We start from the raw sequence: 18005 nt of genomic DNA on the forward strand, positions 1-18005 counted from the left end.
CAAAAAGCTGGCAAATGACGGCCTGGCACCCAACGCACTTCATTCCCATTGCGGCGGCAAATTAACGGTAAAATTTGGAAACTGTATGTTAAAAAGAGCCAGTATTTGCCATATGAGACGGTTTTCGCAAACAAATAAGAAGCAATTACGTTACCTGCGCCGATGTTTTCCCAAATCTTCTTTCCCGGCTCTGGTAATCAATAATGGCTGCATACAGGTTTTTTTTCCGGAAATCGGGCCAGCGAACCTCGGTAAAATAAAGCTCGGCATAGGCCAGCTGATACAACAAAAAGTTGCTGATCCGGTATTCTCCGCTCGTGCGGATCATGAGTTCCGGGTCCGGAAAATTATGGGTACAGAGGTATTGCTGCAGTACATCCGGTCCGATCGCTTCCACACTCAGGCGTCCTTCCTGTACATCGCGGGCCACCTGCTTTACCGCGTTCAACAGCTCCCAGCGCCCGCTGTAGCTGAGTGCCATGACCAGGTTCAGGCCGGTGTTCTGAGCGGTCATTTCCAGCGCTTCATTTAGTTCTTTCCGGGCATGATCCGGCATCATGCTCATATCTCCGATTACATGCAGGCGTATCCGGTTCTTATGCAGCACTTCAGCCTCTTTACGGATGGTAGATACCAGTAATTCCATCAGACCTGCTACTTCATATTCCGGCCGGTCCCAGTTTTCGGTACTGAACGCGTATAAGGTTAGGTATTCGATGCCCAGTTCTGCAGCCCCTTCAACGATATCCCGAACACTTTCCACTCCGTGATAATGACCAAAAAGCCGGTCCTGGCCCTGCTCCTGCGCCCAGCGTCCGTTACCATCCATAATAATGGCAATATGGCGCGGCAGGCGATTTTTATCTATTTGCTGTGCTAAATCTGACATAGAAGCTGCAAATTAAATTTAAAATGCAGAATAATAAATGACAAATGTAGAAGTTAAAAGCGAAAGCCTTCCGTTTCGAAGAGGATCAGGTCTTACAACGATCCTTGAAACCTGGGGCAAAAAACGCCATTTACTTCTACATTTTACCTTTTGGAATGACCTGTTAATGCTATATCAGGTTATTTGCAGCCAGGTATTCAGCAATCTGAACTGCATTGGTGGCGGCTCCTTTGCGCAAATTATCGCTCACTACCCAAAGATTCAGGGTATTGGGCTGCGATTCATCCCTGCGGATCCGGCCCACAAAAACCTCGTCTTTTTCATGGGCATCCATTGGCATGGGATAATGCTGGTTGGCCAAATCGTCGGTTACAATAACGCCCGGCGCTGTTTCCAGCAAATGACGTACTTCTGCCAGGTCAAAATCTTTTTCAAACTCAATATTCACCGCTTCGCTATGCCCGCCCATTACCGGGATGCGTACGGTAGTGGCTGTAACCCGGATAGAATCATCCCGCATGATTTTTTTGGTTTCATTTACCATTTTCATTTCTTCTTTGGTATAACCGTTATCCAGGAACACATCGATCTGGGGGATTACATTCAGGTCGATCGGATATTTATAAGCCATTTCATAACCCTCTTCTTTGCCTGCTACCTCTTTCAGCCGTTCTCCTTTAAGCTGGCTTACCGCTTTAACGCCGGTTCCGGTAACACTTTGGTAAGTAGATACAACGATGCGCTGTGCATGGTACGCTTTGTGCAGCGGGGCCAGCGCCACCACCATTTGTATAGTAGAACAGTTGGGGTTTGCAATGATCTTATCATTGCTGGTGAGCACATCTGCATTGATCTCCGGTACCACCAGCGGCACTTTCGGATCCATGCGCCAGGCTGAAGAATTGTCTACCACCGTAATTCCGGCTGCCGCAAATTTTGGAGCCCATTCCGTAGAAGTGCCACCGCCTGCCGAAAACAGGGCCACATTGGGTTTTGCAGCAATGGCTTCCTCCATGCCTACCACTTTATATTTGGTGCCTTTAAACTCCACTTCTTTTCCCACGCTTTTTGCTGAAGCAACGGGGATCAGTTCCGATACTGGAAAATTTCTTTCGGCCAAGACCTGTAACATTTTGGTGCCTACCAAACCAGTGGCGCCCACTACGGCTACTCTCATTGTTGTTTTTACTGTTTATCGTTAAAAAAAAACCTTCCGCTTTTGCGGAAGGCCTGTTAAAAATTTATGTTGACACACAAAAACCACTGACCTTCCTTAAGGACACTTTTTGGTAAACTTTGTATGTTTCTTTATCATCATCGGACGGCAAAGGTATAAGGGAAATAGATAACTGGCAAAAATAATTTCTTCTACATCCGAAGCGACTTTATTGTATAAATCGGGTATAAACTTTCAATCGCGCCGTTTTCGGGGCTGCTGTTGCCTTTTACCGGGGGCCTACGTTTATTATAAAAAACATATGAAAAAACTGATTGCTTTTTGCGCGATGCTGCAGTTCATTTCTGTATCACAGGCCCGGTTTCCGGCCGGAAAGATGGGCATTGTGACCGGCGCCGGAACGAATGATGTTTACAGATCCAAATCCCCTTCGGGCTCCGGCGGCTGGCTATACAGGAAAAGGGTATATGATGGCTGGCATCAATTATTTAAAGCCGGTAAGAAAATGGCTGGACGCCGAAGTGGCTATACAGTATAGCCGCCACTGGCTTACCGCCAGGAGTGCCCCCATGCCCGGTCAATACAGCTGGGATGTAAATGCTTCACTGATCACTGTTCCGGTTATGATGCGGTTTAATTTTTTGCGCTATTTCTATGGCATGGGCGGGTTGATCTTTAATGCAGATCTTTCCAAACCTGAGTTTGATTCACAAACGGGTGTTGGAGTTACTATAGGTTTGGGCGCCAAATATGATTTCAGGAATGGAGTATCTGTGTTTCTAAATCCCTATTTCAATCATAACGGACTTGTTACATTCGGTAGCGCAGATTTCTCCGGTCTTGAACGACTTTTAGAAAGTGGCGTCCGGCTGGGTTTTATGATGCCATTAAATCATCAGGATGCTCCCTGACATCCTCTTGAGCCGCCCCGCGGCCTCAAAATACCGGAAACCCCGACTGGCTAGGCTTCCCGCATTCTGAAAACCGGTCCTACCCCGGTTAACGGGATTTTACCGGAATCACCGTACCTTTTTTATGAAAAAACGGTACCTTATTCGTCAGCAACCACATTATAGTAAAGGTTGGAATAATGTCTGTGCCCGGCAATGCCTCCTCAATGAAATTAAAGACCCCGCCAAACATTCCCCGGGTGCCCCCAAAGGCTTTGGCCAATATAATGGCTGAAACCGGCGCCCAGATCACGTCTGCAAATTCGCCTATACCCGGTATGGTAAAGGAGAGGCACCCGATAATATCCATCAGTATACAAAACAACAGGGACGGAGATTTCTTTGTAGCTGTCATCTTTTTTTATTTATAGATTACAAACAGCCCGCCAAACGTTGTATCCGTCGCCGTTGTTCACCGACTTTTTGGGGGCTTTTGCCTGGTGCTAAGCACCAGGCAAAAGCAAACCCATAAGATTTTAAAACCCTTATAGGTCTAACCCTAATTCCGTTTCAAAGCTGGTGAGCTCCCGGAATAGCTGAATCCGGTTGTTTAACTCCTCGGTAGTCAGCTCTTTGAGGCGTGTATTACCGAATTTTTCCACGCAGAAACTGGCCATTGCCGAACCCACAATGATGGCTTTTTTCATGTTATTGAAGCTGATATCGCCGGTTTTTGCCAGGTATCCTATAAATCCGCCTGCAAACGTGTCGCCCGCACCGGTGGGATCAAACACATCTTCCAGCGGAAAGGCCGGTGCAAAGAACACTTTATCTTCATAAAACAGCAGGGCGCCGTTTTCTCCTTTTTTAATAATCAGGTATTTCGGCCCCATTTCACGGATCTTTTTGGCCGCTTTTACCAGAGAATACTGATGGGTGAGCTCCCGGGCTTCGGAATCATTTACCATTAAAAGATCCACCCGATTCAAAACCGTTTCAAGATCCGGCATCGCTGTTTCCATCCAGAAGTTCATGGTATCCAGCACAATCAGTTTAGGCTTTTGCTTCAGTTGATCAATCACACTGAGCTGCAGTTTTGGCATCAGGTTGCCCAGCATCAGAAACTCCGCTCCCTGGTAGCTGTCCGGAATCTTTGGATCAAAATCTTCCAGCACATTCAGGTCCGTTACCAGGGTATCACGGGTATTCATGTCTTCATGATAGAGACCTTTCCAGAAGAAGGATTTCTTGTTGGACACTTTTTCCACACCCTCCAGCTGTACCCCCCTGGCGGCTAGCGACTTGAGCTCTTCATCCGGGAAATCGTACCCGATAATGGATATTTGCTGAACGGGTTTTACAAAGTAGCTGGCCGCATAAGCCGCATAAGTGGCCGAACCGCCCACAATTTTATTTGCTTTTCCAAAAGGAGTTTCAATAGCATCAAAGGCCATGGTGCCCACTGTAATCACAGACATGAATGTTGTTTTTGTTTTAAAAATACGGCGGCAAAGTTACTACTTATTCGCCTGAAGTTTAATGTTTCAGACACAGGCTTTTGCAGGTTTCAGTTCCCGGACGGCATTTATAAAATAACTTGTCTATATTTTGGATAAAAAGCATAGTTTTGAGACATGGCTACCACAACACGTAAACGATCATCCAAAAAGGAAGAAATTCTTAAAACAGCTGCGCGGATGTTCCGGGAAAAAGGATATGCCGGTACTTCCATGCGTGACCTTGCCGAAAAAATAGGCATCGAAGCTGCCAGTCTTTATAATCATATCCATTCCAAAAGTGAGATCCTGGAGGAGATCATTTTTTCGATCGCGCGTGACTGCCGGGAACAGCTTGATAATATGGATCCGGCGGGTACTTCACTGCAGAAAATTGAATCGCTGATCCGTTTTCATACCAAAATGATGATTGATCATTTTGAATCCTATTCTGTAATGGTAAGTGAATGGATGCACCTGGACGAAGAAAAGCTGGGCGAATTTGTAAGCGAACGTCGCCGCTATGTAAAAAAAATAGAATCGATTGTACAACAGGGCATTGACAATAAGGAGTTCAAACCCGTACTGCCTTATGTAGTGGTACTGAACATCCTGTCTTCCGTTCGCGGCCTGGAATTCTGGCAGAAAAGCGCCAAAACCCATAGCGCAGAAATCATGGAAGAAAATATGGTACAGCACCTGATCGGGGGGCTGAAGCTCTGACCGGATTCGTCTTTCACACAACTGAAGCAATGCCGCAAATGCGCTGACTTTGCCGCGCGCAATAAATCGCCTGCAACCCTGCGGCAAAACGACCTGAAAAAAAAACAGGGTTCGCCTCTCAGAGTATCGACAGGCTGGCACTCATCTTAAAAAAAATAGCTGCTTCACTTTTTAATACAGCGGTAATGGCCAACTGGTTTTTATCAGGTTGCTTATAATCGACTGTCACCCTTAGTTCCGGCGTTTCCCGGGGATCTACCATTGATAAAAATTTGCATTGAGCCGCATCGCCCAGGAACAGTTTTTTTCCTGTTGCTTCTTCGGTAATTTCTTTTACGATCTGCATCATGCAAACCCCCGGCAGTACCGGTTGTCCCGGAAAATGTCCTTCAAAGATCGGATGTGCAGTATTCAGAAGGATGGATGCAGCTACAGCACCCGTATTATTTTCAAAAGCGGTTATCGTATACAGATCATTATTCAGCATGGTCGTATATTCTTTTTAAATCGATAGTAAAATTAAAATTGGAATGACGGATGTGCATGGTTTCCGGTATGCCTTCGTTTAAAGCGCCCCTGGTAGCTTCCAGCACCTTTCGTTTCCGGCTTCCGCGCTCCATCCGGATCAGTTGCGCACACCGGGTATCTGTAATGTAATAATATACGTCTTCACCCTTATAAAACGCATGGTAACGATCCTCCCCTTTTTGAAAAACCGATGAAACGACGGCGGTGTCCACCACATTCATCAACAGCAGCTCAAAATCCTTTCGAAGGGTTTTGCGAACCGCCGCCTTGTCCATTTTGGGGATGATGCTGTGCACCCTAAACCCGTTGTTACGGGAAAATTCAAAATCAAAAAAACTAAACCCGGCTTCGTTGGTAAAAACGATACGGGTAGAGCTGTCGGGCATCTCCTTAATGAGCAGTAGTCCGCTCAGATGATTACCGGTCACATCCACCGATGCCTGGTACAACGCCCGCTGAATATGGGGCCTGAAGGCGGCAATACAAGCTATATTTCCCGCTGCGGGCTGTAATTTTTTATACACCGCAGGTGCACAGCTGCCCAGTAGCACCAAATTAACGAATAGTAAAAAGCGCATCCGGAAGAGCGGTATTTAATTGTTGACCAGAGTAACTGATGACCGTATTATCGCCCCGGTTATCCACCATTTGTACCTGGCTTACCAGAAAATTTGATTTTTGCAGGATCACTTTCACCGACTTAAAAAGCGCCTTCATCTCCCTGGTTACGGGCGTCATATCGGCCAGGTAACTGCTGCCGTTTTCCAGCAGCTTCACTGAAAAATTCGGGTTGTCGAAAACAGTTCCTTTTGCACAATCCATCATCAGCTGGTTGGCCTGTTGGAACATTTTGCTGGAGCCTGCCGACATTTTGTTGGTTTTCTGCCCGTCCTTGATGCTAACCTTGCTACCATTGATCACCATCAGGTATTGGTAGGGAGTCGTATATTCCATCCGCACCAGATTGTTCTTTTTAAAATAGAACTTTCCCTTTGAGGTTACTTTCTCGGAAAGCAGGCTCAAGGTTTTCACCTGGGTAAAATCGCTGGCAATACTGTTTATTTGCCGTGCCGCTGCGCCAAACCGTGCTTTAACAGCCGCTTCATTGCCGGCGGGCTTATATTGGGCAAAGCCGCTGACAGCCATGCCTGTTAACAACAGGATAAAAAAAAGTTTACGCATAAGGATGCAAATTTATCAATTTATCAAGCGGCACAATGTCGTACCCCTCCGCTTTAACAAATGTTAAAAAGGTGGGAAGGATGTGCACTGTCGCGTGACTGGTATCATGAAACAAAAAAACGGCCCCGGGCTTCAGTTCTTTTTTTATTTTCTGCAACAATTTGCGTTCATCCTTAATCATCGTGTCGAGGGAACGCACGTTCCAGCCGATAGCTGTATATCCCAACGCTTGTGCAGCCTTGCGCACATTGGGATTGGTAACTCCGTATGGCGGCCGGAACCATTTCATTTGTTTTCCGGTTATATGATGCACCAAGTCTTGCATTTGTTGCAACTCGGCAATCATTCTTTTTGAGCCGTGCATATCAAACCAGAAATCGTGATAATAAGAATGATTGCCTACGATATGCCCTTCTGCAAGGACCTGCTTAAACAGCGCCTCATGTTCCGCCGCCCGGTAACCGATGCAAAAAAAAGTTGCGGGCACCTGTTGTGCTTTCAGGATGGCCAGCACCTCCGGTGTATATTTTTCCAGAGGACCGTCATCGAAACTGATGGCTATCTGCTTTTTACCGGTTATTCCGTTGCAAACCACCGGCATATAAAAATTGGAGCCGATATAAAAGCTGCCGTAAAACAACAGAAGCGCGTATATGGTAACCAGTATAAAATACCCATACCAGGGCCATTCCTGCTGCAGCTGGAGATAGGTAAACGCGGCTAGCAGGAGAAAAAAAACAACCGTGGTATTTCTGAAATTTAACATGCCGACAATAAATAAAGCGACGGGTATAACTGCTTGTAATTATTAAAGACCAGTACCCGTTTGGGAGGAGCAATGGCCGCAGCACCCGGCACTTTACCTGTATTTACGATCATCGAAGCCATCCAGAGCGCGAAGGCGGAGGAAGTGGGATATTCACCGCAGAATTGCTTGTAGGGAATAGAAGGAACGCCTTCAAACACCGATTGCAGTAAGGCTTCATATTGCCTATCATAACGGGCATCACCATTATTCCCGGTAATAACCAGGTCGATGCCTCCCCTCTCAACCTGGTTCCTTTTTAGAAAATCTTCTATCAGTATGGCTGCTGCAGCAGCAGGCTTATACCAATGCTGCGCTGCATCCAGCTTTGCCAGGCACCCGGCCGTCCGGTTACCGTTGAGCAGGAAAAAAGTTGCGCCTTCGCCCGCCATCGTACCTTTTCCGGGATCGCCGATGAGGGTGGCAGTATCGCCTTCTTTTTTATACAGGTCAAACCGGCTTAAAATGGCATGACTTTTCTCAATGATCTCGTCTACACCACCCACCAGTACCGTTTTTGCCTCCCCTTCCGCAATCAGTCCGGTAGCATCCGATAAAGCCGCTTCAAAAGAGGAGCCGCGATGTACGTAGGTATTATTGTAGTGATGGCATTTCAGCATCAGCGCAATCTGCGCACCTACGGTGTTGTGGGTAGACTGAATAAATGCTGTAGGCGATAACAGTTCTTCCTTAAACTCCACCATGCGGGTCAGAAACTGATCGGTATCTGCCAGGCAGCCGTAAGCAGTGCCCGTGGTGATGGCATCGGGCATGGTTACACCTGTCTGCTGAAGACATTCCATGGCCGCAGCGGCGCCCATTTTAATGATGCGGCTCATCCGCCGGATCAGCTTCGGATCAATATATTTTGAGTAGTCCGGCTCCTTACAGGCCAGCCGGTCGCCCCGGTATGGTGCAGGGTTTTCCAACAGCTCGTTAAATGAGCCCTGCGGAGATACGGCGTATGCAGATTGAATGTACAAGCGATAAAATATTACAAATGATTGAATGCGACCCTTGAAAACACGAGCGAGCTGCAGTTTCCTCCAAACCCGAAAGAATTAGACAAAACATGATCGATCTTTCTTTTCTCCAGTACAGTAGTTACTGAAAAAGGCAGGTCTTTCATCGGCGTTTGCAGCCGCAGGCTGGGAAACACCAACCCTTCTTTAATCGCCAGTGCCGCATACACGGCTTCAATAGCGCCACTGGCGCCCAGAGTATGGCCGGTAAAGGATTTGGTAGAGCTCATGGGCGGATAATACCCTTCAAACAACGTGGCAATAGCCGTGCCTTCAGCAATATCATTGTTCTGGGTTCCGGTGCCATGAAGGTTGATATAGCTAATATCTGACGGCGACAAGCCGCTTTTTTTAAGGGCCCCCTTCATAGCCAACAGCGAACCGGTCCCTGTTGGAGAAGAGGCCGTTTGATGATAGGCGTCGTTGGCATTGCACCATCCGCTCAGCGCACAAAACGGTTTTTTGCCTAATGTAGCAGCCACTGCCTCCGACACCAATACCACATAGCCCGCACCTTCACCCAGGTTAAGTCCCCGGCGGTTTTCATCAAAGGGCTGGCAATACTGCTGGTCCAGGATCATTAAGGTATTAAATCCATTTAATGTAAAGCGCGTTAGTGCATCCGTGCCTCCGGCCACGGCTACGTCCAGTATTCCCTGCCGGATCATCCTTGCGCCCAAAAAAATACTATTCGCAGAGGAAGAACAGGCCGTACTGATGGTTGTTACAAAGTCTTTTATTCCCAGCGCATCCGCCACCACTTCCGTTACAGCCCCGCATTCATGGTTCACCACCATTTTCAGGTCACCATTGCCGGCGTCCTGCAAAAAACCGGGAAAGAAGTCTTCGGTTTTATCCATTCCTCCTACCGAATTGGCAGAGATAAAGCCGGTACGCCATTTTGAACATTCAATACCGGCATCGGCAATGGCTTCTTGGGCGGCAACAGCACTCAACAGGGCCGTGCGGCTGATGGAAACCGGCAGCCCTGCCCTTTCGGCTAATGCTTCGTTAGATAATGGAACCTCGGCCACCGGAAGCGTATCTTTATGTACCGATTGCAGCCGCTGCATGGCCTGCATCCCCGCCCTGCCGGAAACCAGTGCGTCCAGATTTTCGGCTGCATTATTCCCGATTGCCGAAATAACGCCCAGACCTCCTATATAAACGGTTTGTTCTTTAGACATCAGTTGTTGGATATTAGACGGTGAGTAATTAGTGAAAAATTGATAGTAAGAAGTTTGGAATCTTCTGACTATTTATTACTCTCTATTCCCCATTGACTATTAACATCTCACTATAATCTTCTCACTTCCCTTCGTGTTCCAGTATATAATCCGCCATCGTATCTATAGAACGGAATACATCCTGACCTTCTTCTGCACTCTTTAATTTGATATTGTATTCCTGCTGCAACAGCACGATCAGTTCCAGCGCATCAATGGAGTCGAGTCCCAGTCCTTCTACAAACAGCGGATCATGATCGCCGATGTCTTCCGGTTTTTTATCTTCTAATTTTAACTGCTTAATGATCTGCTCCTTTAAGCGATGTATCAGTTCTTGCTTATTTTCCATAATCTTTATTATAAATACGCCGCAGGTTATCTGCGGTAAAAGTTGTGCCTGTTGAAAACGGAACCTGTTCTACCAGGAAAAGACAGGCATCGGGCTGTTCGCCGATCACGTCGATCCAGCCGCAAATACATACCTTTAGTAAGCCGCGTTGCATCAGGTCCGCCACATACCAATGAATCCAGTCTGCATCAAAGGTATCCGAAATGAAAAAGGCATTTTCTCCCTTGAATTGATACCGGATGCTGATCTCCCCGATGACGATATTAGGTAATGTGTACACAAATAGCGCCGGGCTTGGATAGGCTTTGGAGGCTTCCAAATATTGTACATCGGCTTCAATGCTTGCATTCCGGTTACTGAACACCATTCCTGTGGCTTCCGGCGGCAGGTGCTGAAGATCGACACGCTCTTTTAACAATGCATTTACTGCAATGGTTCCTGTTTTGCTGAGCAGGTCCATTTTATAAAAGCGGGGATACATCGCATCAAGCCCTTCATAAGCGGCATTCAAGAACACACTTCCTGTTTCAGTACCCCTGAAAATTGCTGAATCATCTTTTACAACGATCCCCTCCCGTATGATTACTGCCGATGTGATCTGCATACTGGTTTCGCTCAACCGCTACACTTTATCCTTAAATCCGTTATTAATGTATTCGATACTGTCCCGGAGCCGGATGGTTTTGGCCAGTTTATGCAACGCCGTATTGTGCTCCTTCACATACGGGTTGTCGGTGTCCCAAACATACCCTGCCAATACCGAACAGATCATTTTCTTGATATCAGGGTTCTGATCCTTTGCAAAGAAAATCGTATGCAGAGTAGTATCGTACCAACCCATTACATAGCTTCTGAAGGTGTTTACGCCCTGCATCATCACTTCAGTATATTCTTTATCCCAGTCAACCGCTTCTCCTTTTAAATGCCGCACTACCAGTTTTCCTGCAATCTGACTGGAAACCGTGGCCAGGGTTACTCCCGAAGAAAATACAGGATCCAGGAATTCGGTTACGTTGCCAGTTAACACAAAACCGTTTCCAAAGAACTTTTCTGTAGTGCTCGACCAGGATTGTAAGATTTTTGGTTCCCATAAGAACTCCACACCTTTCATCCGCTCAGCAATATAGGGCTCATCTGCTATTACCGCGCGCATTTGCTCTTCGGGCGTACCGGTATACTTTTCAAAAAAGGCCGGATCACCTACAAACCCTACGGAAGTAATGCCGGTTGCAAAAGGAATCACCCATACCCATACATCAGGTTTATGTACAATCACTGTAATACGATCCGGCTCATCATCCATCTGGCGATTGACATCTTTGATATGTACAAACAACGCCTTGCGCGGAGCCAGGTTGGAAGGCTTATCCAACCCAAACAAGCGGGGAATTACACGTCCGTAGCCGCTTCCGTCAATAATGAATTTTGCTTCGATCTGTTTTTCATTTCCATTATTATCGGTAACAGTTGTAACGGAGGATCCATCTTCATTGAACCGGATGGCCGTAACAGTTGTTTCATATTCAATGGGCACGCCCTGCGCTTCAAGACCGTCGGCCAGCGCCTGATCGAAGTCGGCACGGGTTACCTGGTAAGCATGATCCCAGCCATCGGTAAACTGATCAGCGAAAGAATAATCGCAAACCACACCATTGCGTACAAATTTAGCGCCCGTTTTCCGTTGAAAGCCCATCTTTAACACGCACTCCAGCAATCCTGCTTCTTCCAGTGCTTCCATACAACGCGGCAGCAGGCTTTCTCCGATAACAAAGCGCGGAAATTTCATTTTCTCCACTACCCGAACCTTATACCCCGCTTTATTTACAATGGCGCCGGCTACGGTTCCTGCGGGCCCCGCGCCAATTACCAGTACATCTGTTTGTTCCCTTTGCATATTTTCAATTCTGATTTAAAGTTTCTGTTTTGTGATGACGGCTGTTCTTTCAAAAATCAAAGTTAGTCCTTCTTTTTACATTTCAATAAAGTGTGACTGAGCCCGATACCTTCAATTTGCTCCACGATCTCGAAGCCTGCTTTTTCAACGCATTTTTTAAATACCCGGGAGTCGTACATCTGGCTGTTACCGTTGGCAATGGCCGTAAAATAAATTGATAATTGCTGGATGCAGAAGGCTGAGGTTTCAAACCGCTGGTTGTCCCAGAACGCTTCCAGGATGTAAATACTGCCATCAGCGTTCAATGCCGCGCCGCAACGTTTCATAATGGAAACGATCTCATCTTCGGAAAAGCAGTCCAGGAACTGGCTCATCCAAACCGCATCATATCCCGTGGGAAAAACCACGGATTCATCCAGCACATTGGCCGGATAAAAATCAACACGGTCGCTCAGTCCCAGGTCTTCAATATTCTTTTTAGCCATGGCCGCTTGTCCCGGAAGGTCTACAATGGTGATGGATACGTCTTTATCGAATTTAGTGGATGCCAATGCCCATTTTCCGGTGTTGCCGCCTATTTCCAACAGTTTTTTAATATGATTTTCCGGCTTATAAATATGTTTTAACACTGCCGGGAAGGCAATGTCTGAAAAGAAATGATCATATTCGAACCAGCTTTTTTGTTGCTGCGGATTCAACTGCGAAAGGCCCTCATAAACGGTAGACCAGTTACCCAGCTCCGGCAGCCCGGCAGGTTTACCGGTTTCAACAGCCTCTTCAAGATGGTACATTCCTTTATAGCAAATGTCCTGTACAAAATTCATGTTTACATTGGTAAGCGGATCGTGCAGGATAAAATAACCTGTTTTTGTTAACGCAAATTTCTCATCGGCTGTATATTTCACCAGGTGCATTCCCAAACCAGCCTCCAGCAGTACCCGTACGGCATATTCAGAAAGACCTACTTTTTCGCAAATATCATTCAACGCAATGCCTGCGCTCCGTGCCTCTTCTATTACTCTAAGAATCTGCTTATCTCTTAACACACGCGCCACCTGGAATACGATCGGGCCATGGGCAATGATCTGTGCCATATGCTTTGCGTCCATCGCTGAATAATGTTCTCCTTTGTAGAAATCTATCATTATTTATATTTAAAAGTTTGAATGTTTAAAAGTTCCGGCATTACAGTGCTCCAGCCCATCTTTAACCGCCCGTTCTGCCTTTAAATTTAGAGCCCCTAATTGCCGATTGATTCAGGTAAGAAATGAAGTTTGATATCCCGGCAGATAATTTATTGTATTGATTATACGCTTCAATCTGTTCCCCTTCTGCTATATATTCCTGGTCCAATGCCCTATATAGTTGGGATTTTACCTCACCACAAGAGCCCTTTGCAAAACTCAGGAAATTTACAAATTCCAATCGGGAACCTTTCTCAAAGCCTTCTGCAATGTTGTCCATTGCAGAACCTGAAGCGCCTCTTATCTGATCTTTTAATTTATAGTCTTTTGAAAAAGATTCTCTCAATGTAAAACTATAAATCATCTTTGACAACTCCCTCGCCAGTTTCCATATTTCAAGATCTTCAAACCTGCTTACGGTGCCCATAACGTTAAACTTTTAACCCTTTACGCTTTTAACCACTACGATTGCTGCATTACATCCTCCGAACCCGGATGCGGTTTTTAAGAACGCTTTTGCCGGCGTTTTAGTGAGTGCACTGCAAACGTGAATGGGTGCTGCTGTACCTGGTGTTTCAAATCCCATGGTAGGAATGATGATCTGTTGCTTCAGCGATTCGATACCGATAACGGTTTCAAGCAACCCCGCGGCACCCAGGGTATGCCCGTAATAGCCTTTCATACTATTTACGGGAACGGATTGCAACCCGGCCAGGGTGATGGCCCGGCTTTCCATGTCGTCGTTATAAATGGTAGCCGTTCCGTGCGCGGAGATAAAGTCAATGGCCTCAGCATCGACTGCTGCTTCTTTCATGGCACGACCAATCGCCATATACAGTTCTGCCCCCGTCCGGGAAGGACCGGAAATATGGTTAGCATCATTGCTAACGCCGCCCCCGCTGATGGTGATCCGGTCTGCTTCAGCAGAAGGCACTGTAGAAAGAACCACTGAAGCAGCAGCTTCTCCCAGGTTGATTCCGTTGCGATTGGCGTCAAATGGTTTGCAAAGCACTTCGCTTACCGCATGAAAGGATTGAAATCCCGAAAGGATAAACCGGGTGATCAGATCTGCCCCGGCAACCACAACTGTTTTGTATTTACCGGTTTCCAGTATCCGCCTGGCGGTAATGATGGCCAGGGTGCCGGAGATGCAAGCATGGGATACAATCAGCGGGGTATGCTTAAAACCAAAATATTCTGAAATTTTCCGGGCAGATACTGTTAGCCCTACTGCTTCTTTTAGTTCGCGGGTAACGGGTTGCCCTTCCAGTAAACCAATATTACCCTTGGTTGTGGAGAGGATCCAGGTCGTGTCCGGATCGGCCGGGTCTATTTTTGCCTGTCGGATCACATCTGCCATAGAGGCTGCTGTAAGCGCTTCAAAAGGGGTGAATGAAGCCGGGGTGTTCTTAAAAAAAGCCGGATCCATCAGCGCAGCACAAAACGGTACCGGGCTTCTGGAAACATCGTTATGGATGGCTACTGCTGTGTTCCCGGCGCATAGCGCTTCGAAGTTTTCTTTTGCCGTGTTTCCCAGCGGGGAAACAATATTCTGAGCTAAAACAAACACCTTCTTCATTCCCTTTACATCACAAATTTTTGTTTCCACTCCTGAAAGAACGGAGGATTGTTCAACAAAAGGGTTTGCGTATCCTTATCCAGGAACACCTGCGTGGTTCTGCCCGTAGCCACCAGCGAGCGGTCGGATGCTTTGTATAAATTAAACCGGAAGTTGATCTTGGCAGCTTCGCAAGGTTCATAGATCGTTTCAACCAATACGCTGTCGCCGAATTTCAGCGATTTCTTGTAATTGCATTCTGCGTGAACAATGGGTACTACTACATTTTCCTTAAAAAAATCAAGATACCCGATGCCGTATTTTTTCCCGAAAGCTTCCCTGCCGTCTTCAAAATAGCGGATGTAATGGCCGTGCCAGACAATACCCAGGGGATCTGCCTCGTTAAAACGGATGAGGACCTCAGTTGTATCTTTCAGTTCCTTCATGATTTCGATTTCCACGCGGCGTATTTACTGTTTTTAATATGATCGATCACTTTTTTGAACCCGGTGGCCCAATAATTCCGGAAGCTGAAGCCCATGCCCACTGCGCCTTCTACGCGTTCTGTCAGCAGTATCTTCTTTGACCGGATATCGAACAGGGTTACCCAAACCGATAGTTCTTTCTTGGGTTTATTCATACCGTCGACCACAAATAAAAGCCCGGTACCTTTTTTATCACCTGTATTAAATCCTTTAACCAGGGTGATAATATCACTTTCCTTTAAAAGATTGTAATCTTCGGAGCTGGATGAAAGCAAGGTTTCCGGATCCCGTTTTTGGTTCCGCTTGGAAACAAAGCTCAGATCGCTGTTGAGTTCATCCTTGCGGAAGGCACCGGCAATATCATACTTTTTAGATTCGTTCAGCATCAGATCGTTAATGCCGTCAAACTGGCGGGCCACAATATCATCGGCCTTTGCAGCGGCATCACCGATGAGTTTTGCCTTTGTAAAATCAATGCCAAAATAATAGATTGGAATATCGCTGTTTGTCAATACCTCGTTCAGGGTTTGAGCCTGGCTGCGCAAGCCGGTAATTGCTGTTAATACAAAAAGAAGAAACATTATTTTGGTAGAGCTCTTTTTCATAATCTGTTTTTTTAATTATTGGTTGATTTTATCCGGCAACAAATATGCGCATTTCACAGGAAGCAATCACATCCCCATTTATGGCGATGCTGCCCTCTACAATCGTTGCATTGAATACCTGGTTCTGAATCCGGATGGAAGTTTCCAATACTTCCCCGATAGCGGGCAGGCGGGCTATTTTTAACTGCTGTATGGCACCAATAAAGCCCACCGGAACCGGTTTGTTTTCCTGTTTACAGATATAACCGATCCGCGCGGCGGCGGTTTGAGCAATATTCTCCACCAGGCCGGGCTCTTTTAAAAGCCCGCCCGCTACCAGAATATTGTCTTCGGTTACCGTAAACCTGGTTTCTGCGCCACTATCGTCCGAACGCTCCAGCGTTTGTATCATTACAAAGGGCGGCCGCTGCGGAATATAGGGCAAAATGTCACTGGCGATACTCATACTCAAATAAACAGTTGGCATTTTCCAAGGCCAACGCGCTAAAATTACAGAAACTTTGGTTTGCACCGGGAGTTTTTCTCCCGGTTGTTATTTGTACCGGATCAATCGTCATTCTGGTTTCATGAAAGGGTGTGGGCTTAGAAGCACCCGTTGTTTATAAGCGATTTTCATCCCAAAACGGATAATAATTGTACCACTGATCGGGGTAGCGTTGTACTTTTTCAGTCATTTGCCTGATAAAATCAGCAAGGATCGCTTCCGGGGCCGCTTTTTCGGAATGATTGTGGTATACCATGCCCGGAGTGGCAAAAAAATGATAGTGCCTGGATGACTCTTTTAATGCAAACACAAAAGAAACCGGTACCGGTAGTTTGGCCGCAAGGGTAAAGGGCCCTGCAGGGAACCGGGCCGGGGCGCCGAGGAAGGAAGCGGTCAGGGTTTTGTTTCCCTCTAAAAACCGGTCGGAATGCATGCAAACCAATTCGTTATTGTTCAACGCCTCCATGATTTCGTAAATATGCGAGATATTATCCCGGATGATGATGATTCGGGCATTCCGTTCTCCGGTAACCCCATCGAGGTATTCCTTTATCTGCTGGTGCTCGCCGTCATACATGACAATATTAATCCGGGTATTCAGCCGTTTGAGCAAATGGCCCGCAATTTCCCAGTTGCCGATATGAGCACTCAGCAACAGACCGCCTTTCCCGGCTGTTACCATTGCACGCAGGTGCGCTTCTCCGTCAAAATCAAAAGAGAACCGGTTCCGGATGCCACTCATCATTACAATACGGTCGATGAGGGCCTGTCCAAACCAGTAATAATTCCGGTAGCGCAGCCGTACCGCTTTAAATCCGGCATACCCCAGCCGTTGGTTCAGGTAATATTTTATGGCCCGGTTGGACACGGTACTGCATAAAAAATAATAAAAGGCCACAAACCGCAACAGAAAATAAGCCGGTGTCGTGCCTCCTGCTTTCAGCAGGCCGATAAAGATGCTATAACCCAGTTTTGTACCCTTGGAGCTTCCGTCCCAGTTTGCCATTGAATTTCCTTAAAATACCCAAATATAGGAAGCCTGTCAGAATGCAGTTGTTCTTTTCTTATTGCCCTCTTGGGAAACAGGGAGACTCGGGAGACATGGGGTTGCTGATTCTTACGCGATGTGCAGCACCAGTCGCCCCATACTTAAAAACCGGGCCGCTACCTCCTGCACAGGTGCACAAGCGAGCGTGGCAACAAAGCCGGGCTTTGTACTTCAGCCGACCCAAAAAATAAAACGAGGCATCAGGCCGCCTCTTTTTTCTGGATCTGTGCGTGTATATAGTTGTAAAAGTCGTTGAAGGTCACCAACGGCAGGAAATCGCCGGGTTGCACCTTAAAATGAAAGTTGCTTTCCAGGGCCACCACCAGGTCGATATAATCCAGGCTGTCCAGGTCCAATACTTCCTTGAGATTTGCCTCCGGCTTTATCAGATCTGCATCGGCCTCAAATTCATCTACCAAAAATGCATTGGTCGTATCTATTATTTTCTCCATGCTTAGCA

23 protein-coding genes are annotated in these 18005 nt (G+C 46.7%); 2 read left to right on the top strand and 21 right to left on the bottom strand.

The genetic code is table 11. The features are described from left to right. Nucleotides 1-145 precede the first annotated feature (145 nt). Nucleotides 146-889, bottom strand: a complete 744-nt coding sequence (locus LL912_RS14925) for an isoprenyl transferase (RefSeq protein ID WP_235554375.1) — start codon at nucleotides 887-889, stop codon at nucleotides 146-148. A 169-nt stretch (nucleotides 890-1058) separates the two neighbouring features. Continuing rightward, nucleotides 1059-2066, bottom strand: coding sequence for an aspartate-semialdehyde dehydrogenase (locus LL912_RS14930; protein ID WP_235554376.1), 1008 nt, complete (start codon nucleotides 2064-2066; stop codon nucleotides 1059-1061). 467 nt (nucleotides 2067-2533) lie between these two features. Here LL912_RS14930 and LL912_RS14935 point away from each other — a divergent pair, with 467 nt between their 5' ends. Further along, nucleotides 2534-2977: a hypothetical protein gene (locus LL912_RS14935; protein WP_235554377.1), complete on the top strand. Its 444-nt coding sequence runs from the start codon at nucleotides 2534-2536 to the stop codon at nucleotides 2975-2977. Nucleotides 2978-3065: 88 nt separating this feature from the next. Here LL912_RS14935 and LL912_RS14940 read toward each other — a convergent pair whose 3' ends face one another. After that, nucleotides 3066-3371: a hypothetical protein gene (locus LL912_RS14940; protein ID WP_235554378.1), complete on the bottom strand. Its 306-nt coding sequence runs from the start codon at nucleotides 3369-3371 to the stop codon at nucleotides 3066-3068. A gap of 130 nt (nucleotides 3372-3501) precedes the next feature. Then, nucleotides 3502-4434 carry a PfkB family carbohydrate kinase gene (locus tag LL912_RS14945; RefSeq protein ID WP_235554379.1) on the bottom strand — a complete coding sequence of 311 codons (933 nt, stop codon included), beginning with the start codon at nucleotides 4432-4434 and terminating at the stop codon, nucleotides 3502-3504. 156 nt (nucleotides 4435-4590) lie between these two features. Here LL912_RS14945 and LL912_RS14950 point away from each other — a divergent pair, with 156 nt between their 5' ends. Continuing rightward, nucleotides 4591-5175, top strand: a complete 585-nt coding sequence (locus LL912_RS14950; protein ID WP_231007411.1) for a TetR/AcrR family transcriptional regulator — start codon at nucleotides 4591-4593, stop codon at nucleotides 5173-5175. A 118-nt stretch (nucleotides 5176-5293) separates the two neighbouring features. Here LL912_RS14950 and LL912_RS14955 read toward each other — a convergent pair whose 3' ends face one another. The 17 genes from LL912_RS14955 to LL912_RS15035 form a co-directional block, all read right to left on the bottom strand. Further along, nucleotides 5294-5662: a 3-hydroxyacyl-ACP dehydratase gene (locus tag LL912_RS14955; protein WP_235554380.1), complete on the bottom strand. Its 369-nt coding sequence runs from the start codon at nucleotides 5660-5662 to the stop codon at nucleotides 5294-5296. Next, nucleotides 5652-6281 (bottom strand): hypothetical protein, encoded by a 630-nt coding sequence (locus tag LL912_RS14960; protein WP_235554381.1) that lies wholly within the window; start codon nucleotides 6279-6281, stop codon nucleotides 5652-5654. Before LL912_RS14960 ends, LL912_RS14955 begins: the two co-directional genes overlap by 11 nt. Further along, nucleotides 6259-6885, bottom strand: coding sequence for a LolA family protein (locus tag LL912_RS14965; RefSeq protein ID WP_235554382.1), 627 nt, complete (start codon nucleotides 6883-6885; stop codon nucleotides 6259-6261). The genes LL912_RS14960 and LL912_RS14965 overlap by 23 nt, the downstream gene beginning before the upstream one ends. Further along, the gene (locus tag LL912_RS14970) at nucleotides 6878-7651 is read right to left on the bottom strand and encodes a polysaccharide deacetylase family protein (RefSeq protein ID WP_235554383.1); all 774 of its coding nucleotides are present in this window, start codon (nucleotides 7649-7651) and stop codon (nucleotides 6878-6880) included. The genes LL912_RS14965 and LL912_RS14970 overlap by 8 nt, the downstream gene beginning before the upstream one ends. After that, nucleotides 7645-8673, bottom strand: a complete 1029-nt coding sequence (locus tag LL912_RS14975) for a beta-ketoacyl synthase N-terminal-like domain-containing protein (RefSeq protein WP_235554384.1) — start codon at nucleotides 8671-8673, stop codon at nucleotides 7645-7647. Before LL912_RS14975 ends, LL912_RS14970 begins: the two co-directional genes overlap by 7 nt. Nucleotides 8674-8684: 11 nt before the next feature. After that, nucleotides 8685-9899, bottom strand: a complete 1215-nt coding sequence (locus LL912_RS14980; protein ID WP_235554385.1) for a beta-ketoacyl-[acyl-carrier-protein] synthase family protein — start codon at nucleotides 9897-9899, stop codon at nucleotides 8685-8687. A gap of 121 nt (nucleotides 9900-10020) precedes the next feature. Beyond that, the gene (locus tag LL912_RS14985; RefSeq protein WP_235554386.1) at nucleotides 10021-10287 is read right to left on the bottom strand and encodes a phosphopantetheine-binding protein; all 267 of its coding nucleotides are present in this window, start codon (nucleotides 10285-10287) and stop codon (nucleotides 10021-10023) included. After that, nucleotides 10277-10906 (bottom strand): hypothetical protein, encoded by a 630-nt coding sequence (locus LL912_RS14990; protein WP_235554387.1) that lies wholly within the window; start codon nucleotides 10904-10906, stop codon nucleotides 10277-10279. The genes LL912_RS14985 and LL912_RS14990 overlap by 11 nt, the downstream gene beginning before the upstream one ends. A 3-nt stretch (nucleotides 10907-10909) precedes the next feature. Beyond that, nucleotides 10910-12181 (bottom strand): NAD(P)/FAD-dependent oxidoreductase, encoded by a 1272-nt coding sequence (locus LL912_RS14995; protein ID WP_235554388.1) that lies wholly within the window; start codon nucleotides 12179-12181, stop codon nucleotides 10910-10912. Between the two features lie 62 nt (nucleotides 12182-12243). Next, nucleotides 12244-13326, bottom strand: coding sequence for an SAM-dependent methyltransferase (locus LL912_RS15000; protein ID WP_235554389.1), 1083 nt, complete (start codon nucleotides 13324-13326; stop codon nucleotides 12244-12246). Nucleotides 13327-13387: 61 nt separating this feature from the next. Continuing rightward, nucleotides 13388-13792, bottom strand: coding sequence for a four helix bundle protein (locus LL912_RS15005; RefSeq protein WP_235554390.1), 405 nt, complete (start codon nucleotides 13790-13792; stop codon nucleotides 13388-13390). Nucleotides 13793-13804: 12 nt separating this feature from the next. Further along, on the bottom strand, nucleotides 13805-14944 hold the full coding sequence (locus LL912_RS15010) for a beta-ketoacyl-[acyl-carrier-protein] synthase family protein (protein WP_235554391.1): 1140 nt from the start codon (nucleotides 14942-14944) through the stop codon (nucleotides 13805-13807). 5 nt (nucleotides 14945-14949) lie between these two features. Continuing rightward, nucleotides 14950-15384, bottom strand: a complete 435-nt coding sequence (locus LL912_RS15015) for an acyl-CoA thioesterase (protein WP_235554392.1) — start codon at nucleotides 15382-15384, stop codon at nucleotides 14950-14952. Beyond that, nucleotides 15366-16013 (bottom strand): hypothetical protein, encoded by a 648-nt coding sequence (locus tag LL912_RS15020; RefSeq protein ID WP_235554393.1) that lies wholly within the window; start codon nucleotides 16011-16013, stop codon nucleotides 15366-15368. Before LL912_RS15020 ends, LL912_RS15015 begins: the two co-directional genes overlap by 19 nt. A 28-nt stretch (nucleotides 16014-16041) precedes the next feature. Next, nucleotides 16042-16458 carry a 3-hydroxyacyl-ACP dehydratase gene (locus tag LL912_RS15025; RefSeq protein ID WP_235554394.1) on the bottom strand — a complete coding sequence of 139 codons (417 nt, stop codon included), beginning with the start codon at nucleotides 16456-16458 and terminating at the stop codon, nucleotides 16042-16044. 154 nt (nucleotides 16459-16612) lie between these two features. Further along, nucleotides 16613-17503, bottom strand: a complete 891-nt coding sequence (locus tag LL912_RS15030) for an LpxL/LpxP family acyltransferase (protein ID WP_235554395.1) — start codon at nucleotides 17501-17503, stop codon at nucleotides 16613-16615. A gap of 242 nt (nucleotides 17504-17745) precedes the next feature. Next, nucleotides 17746-17997: a phosphopantetheine-binding protein gene (locus LL912_RS15035; protein WP_235554396.1), complete on the bottom strand. Its 252-nt coding sequence runs from the start codon at nucleotides 17995-17997 to the stop codon at nucleotides 17746-17748. Nucleotides 17998-18005 lie beyond the last annotated feature (8 nt).

The organism is Niabella agricola, from assembly GCF_021538615.1.
Lineage (GTDB): Bacteria > Bacteroidota > Bacteroidia > Chitinophagales > Chitinophagaceae > Niabella > Niabella agricola.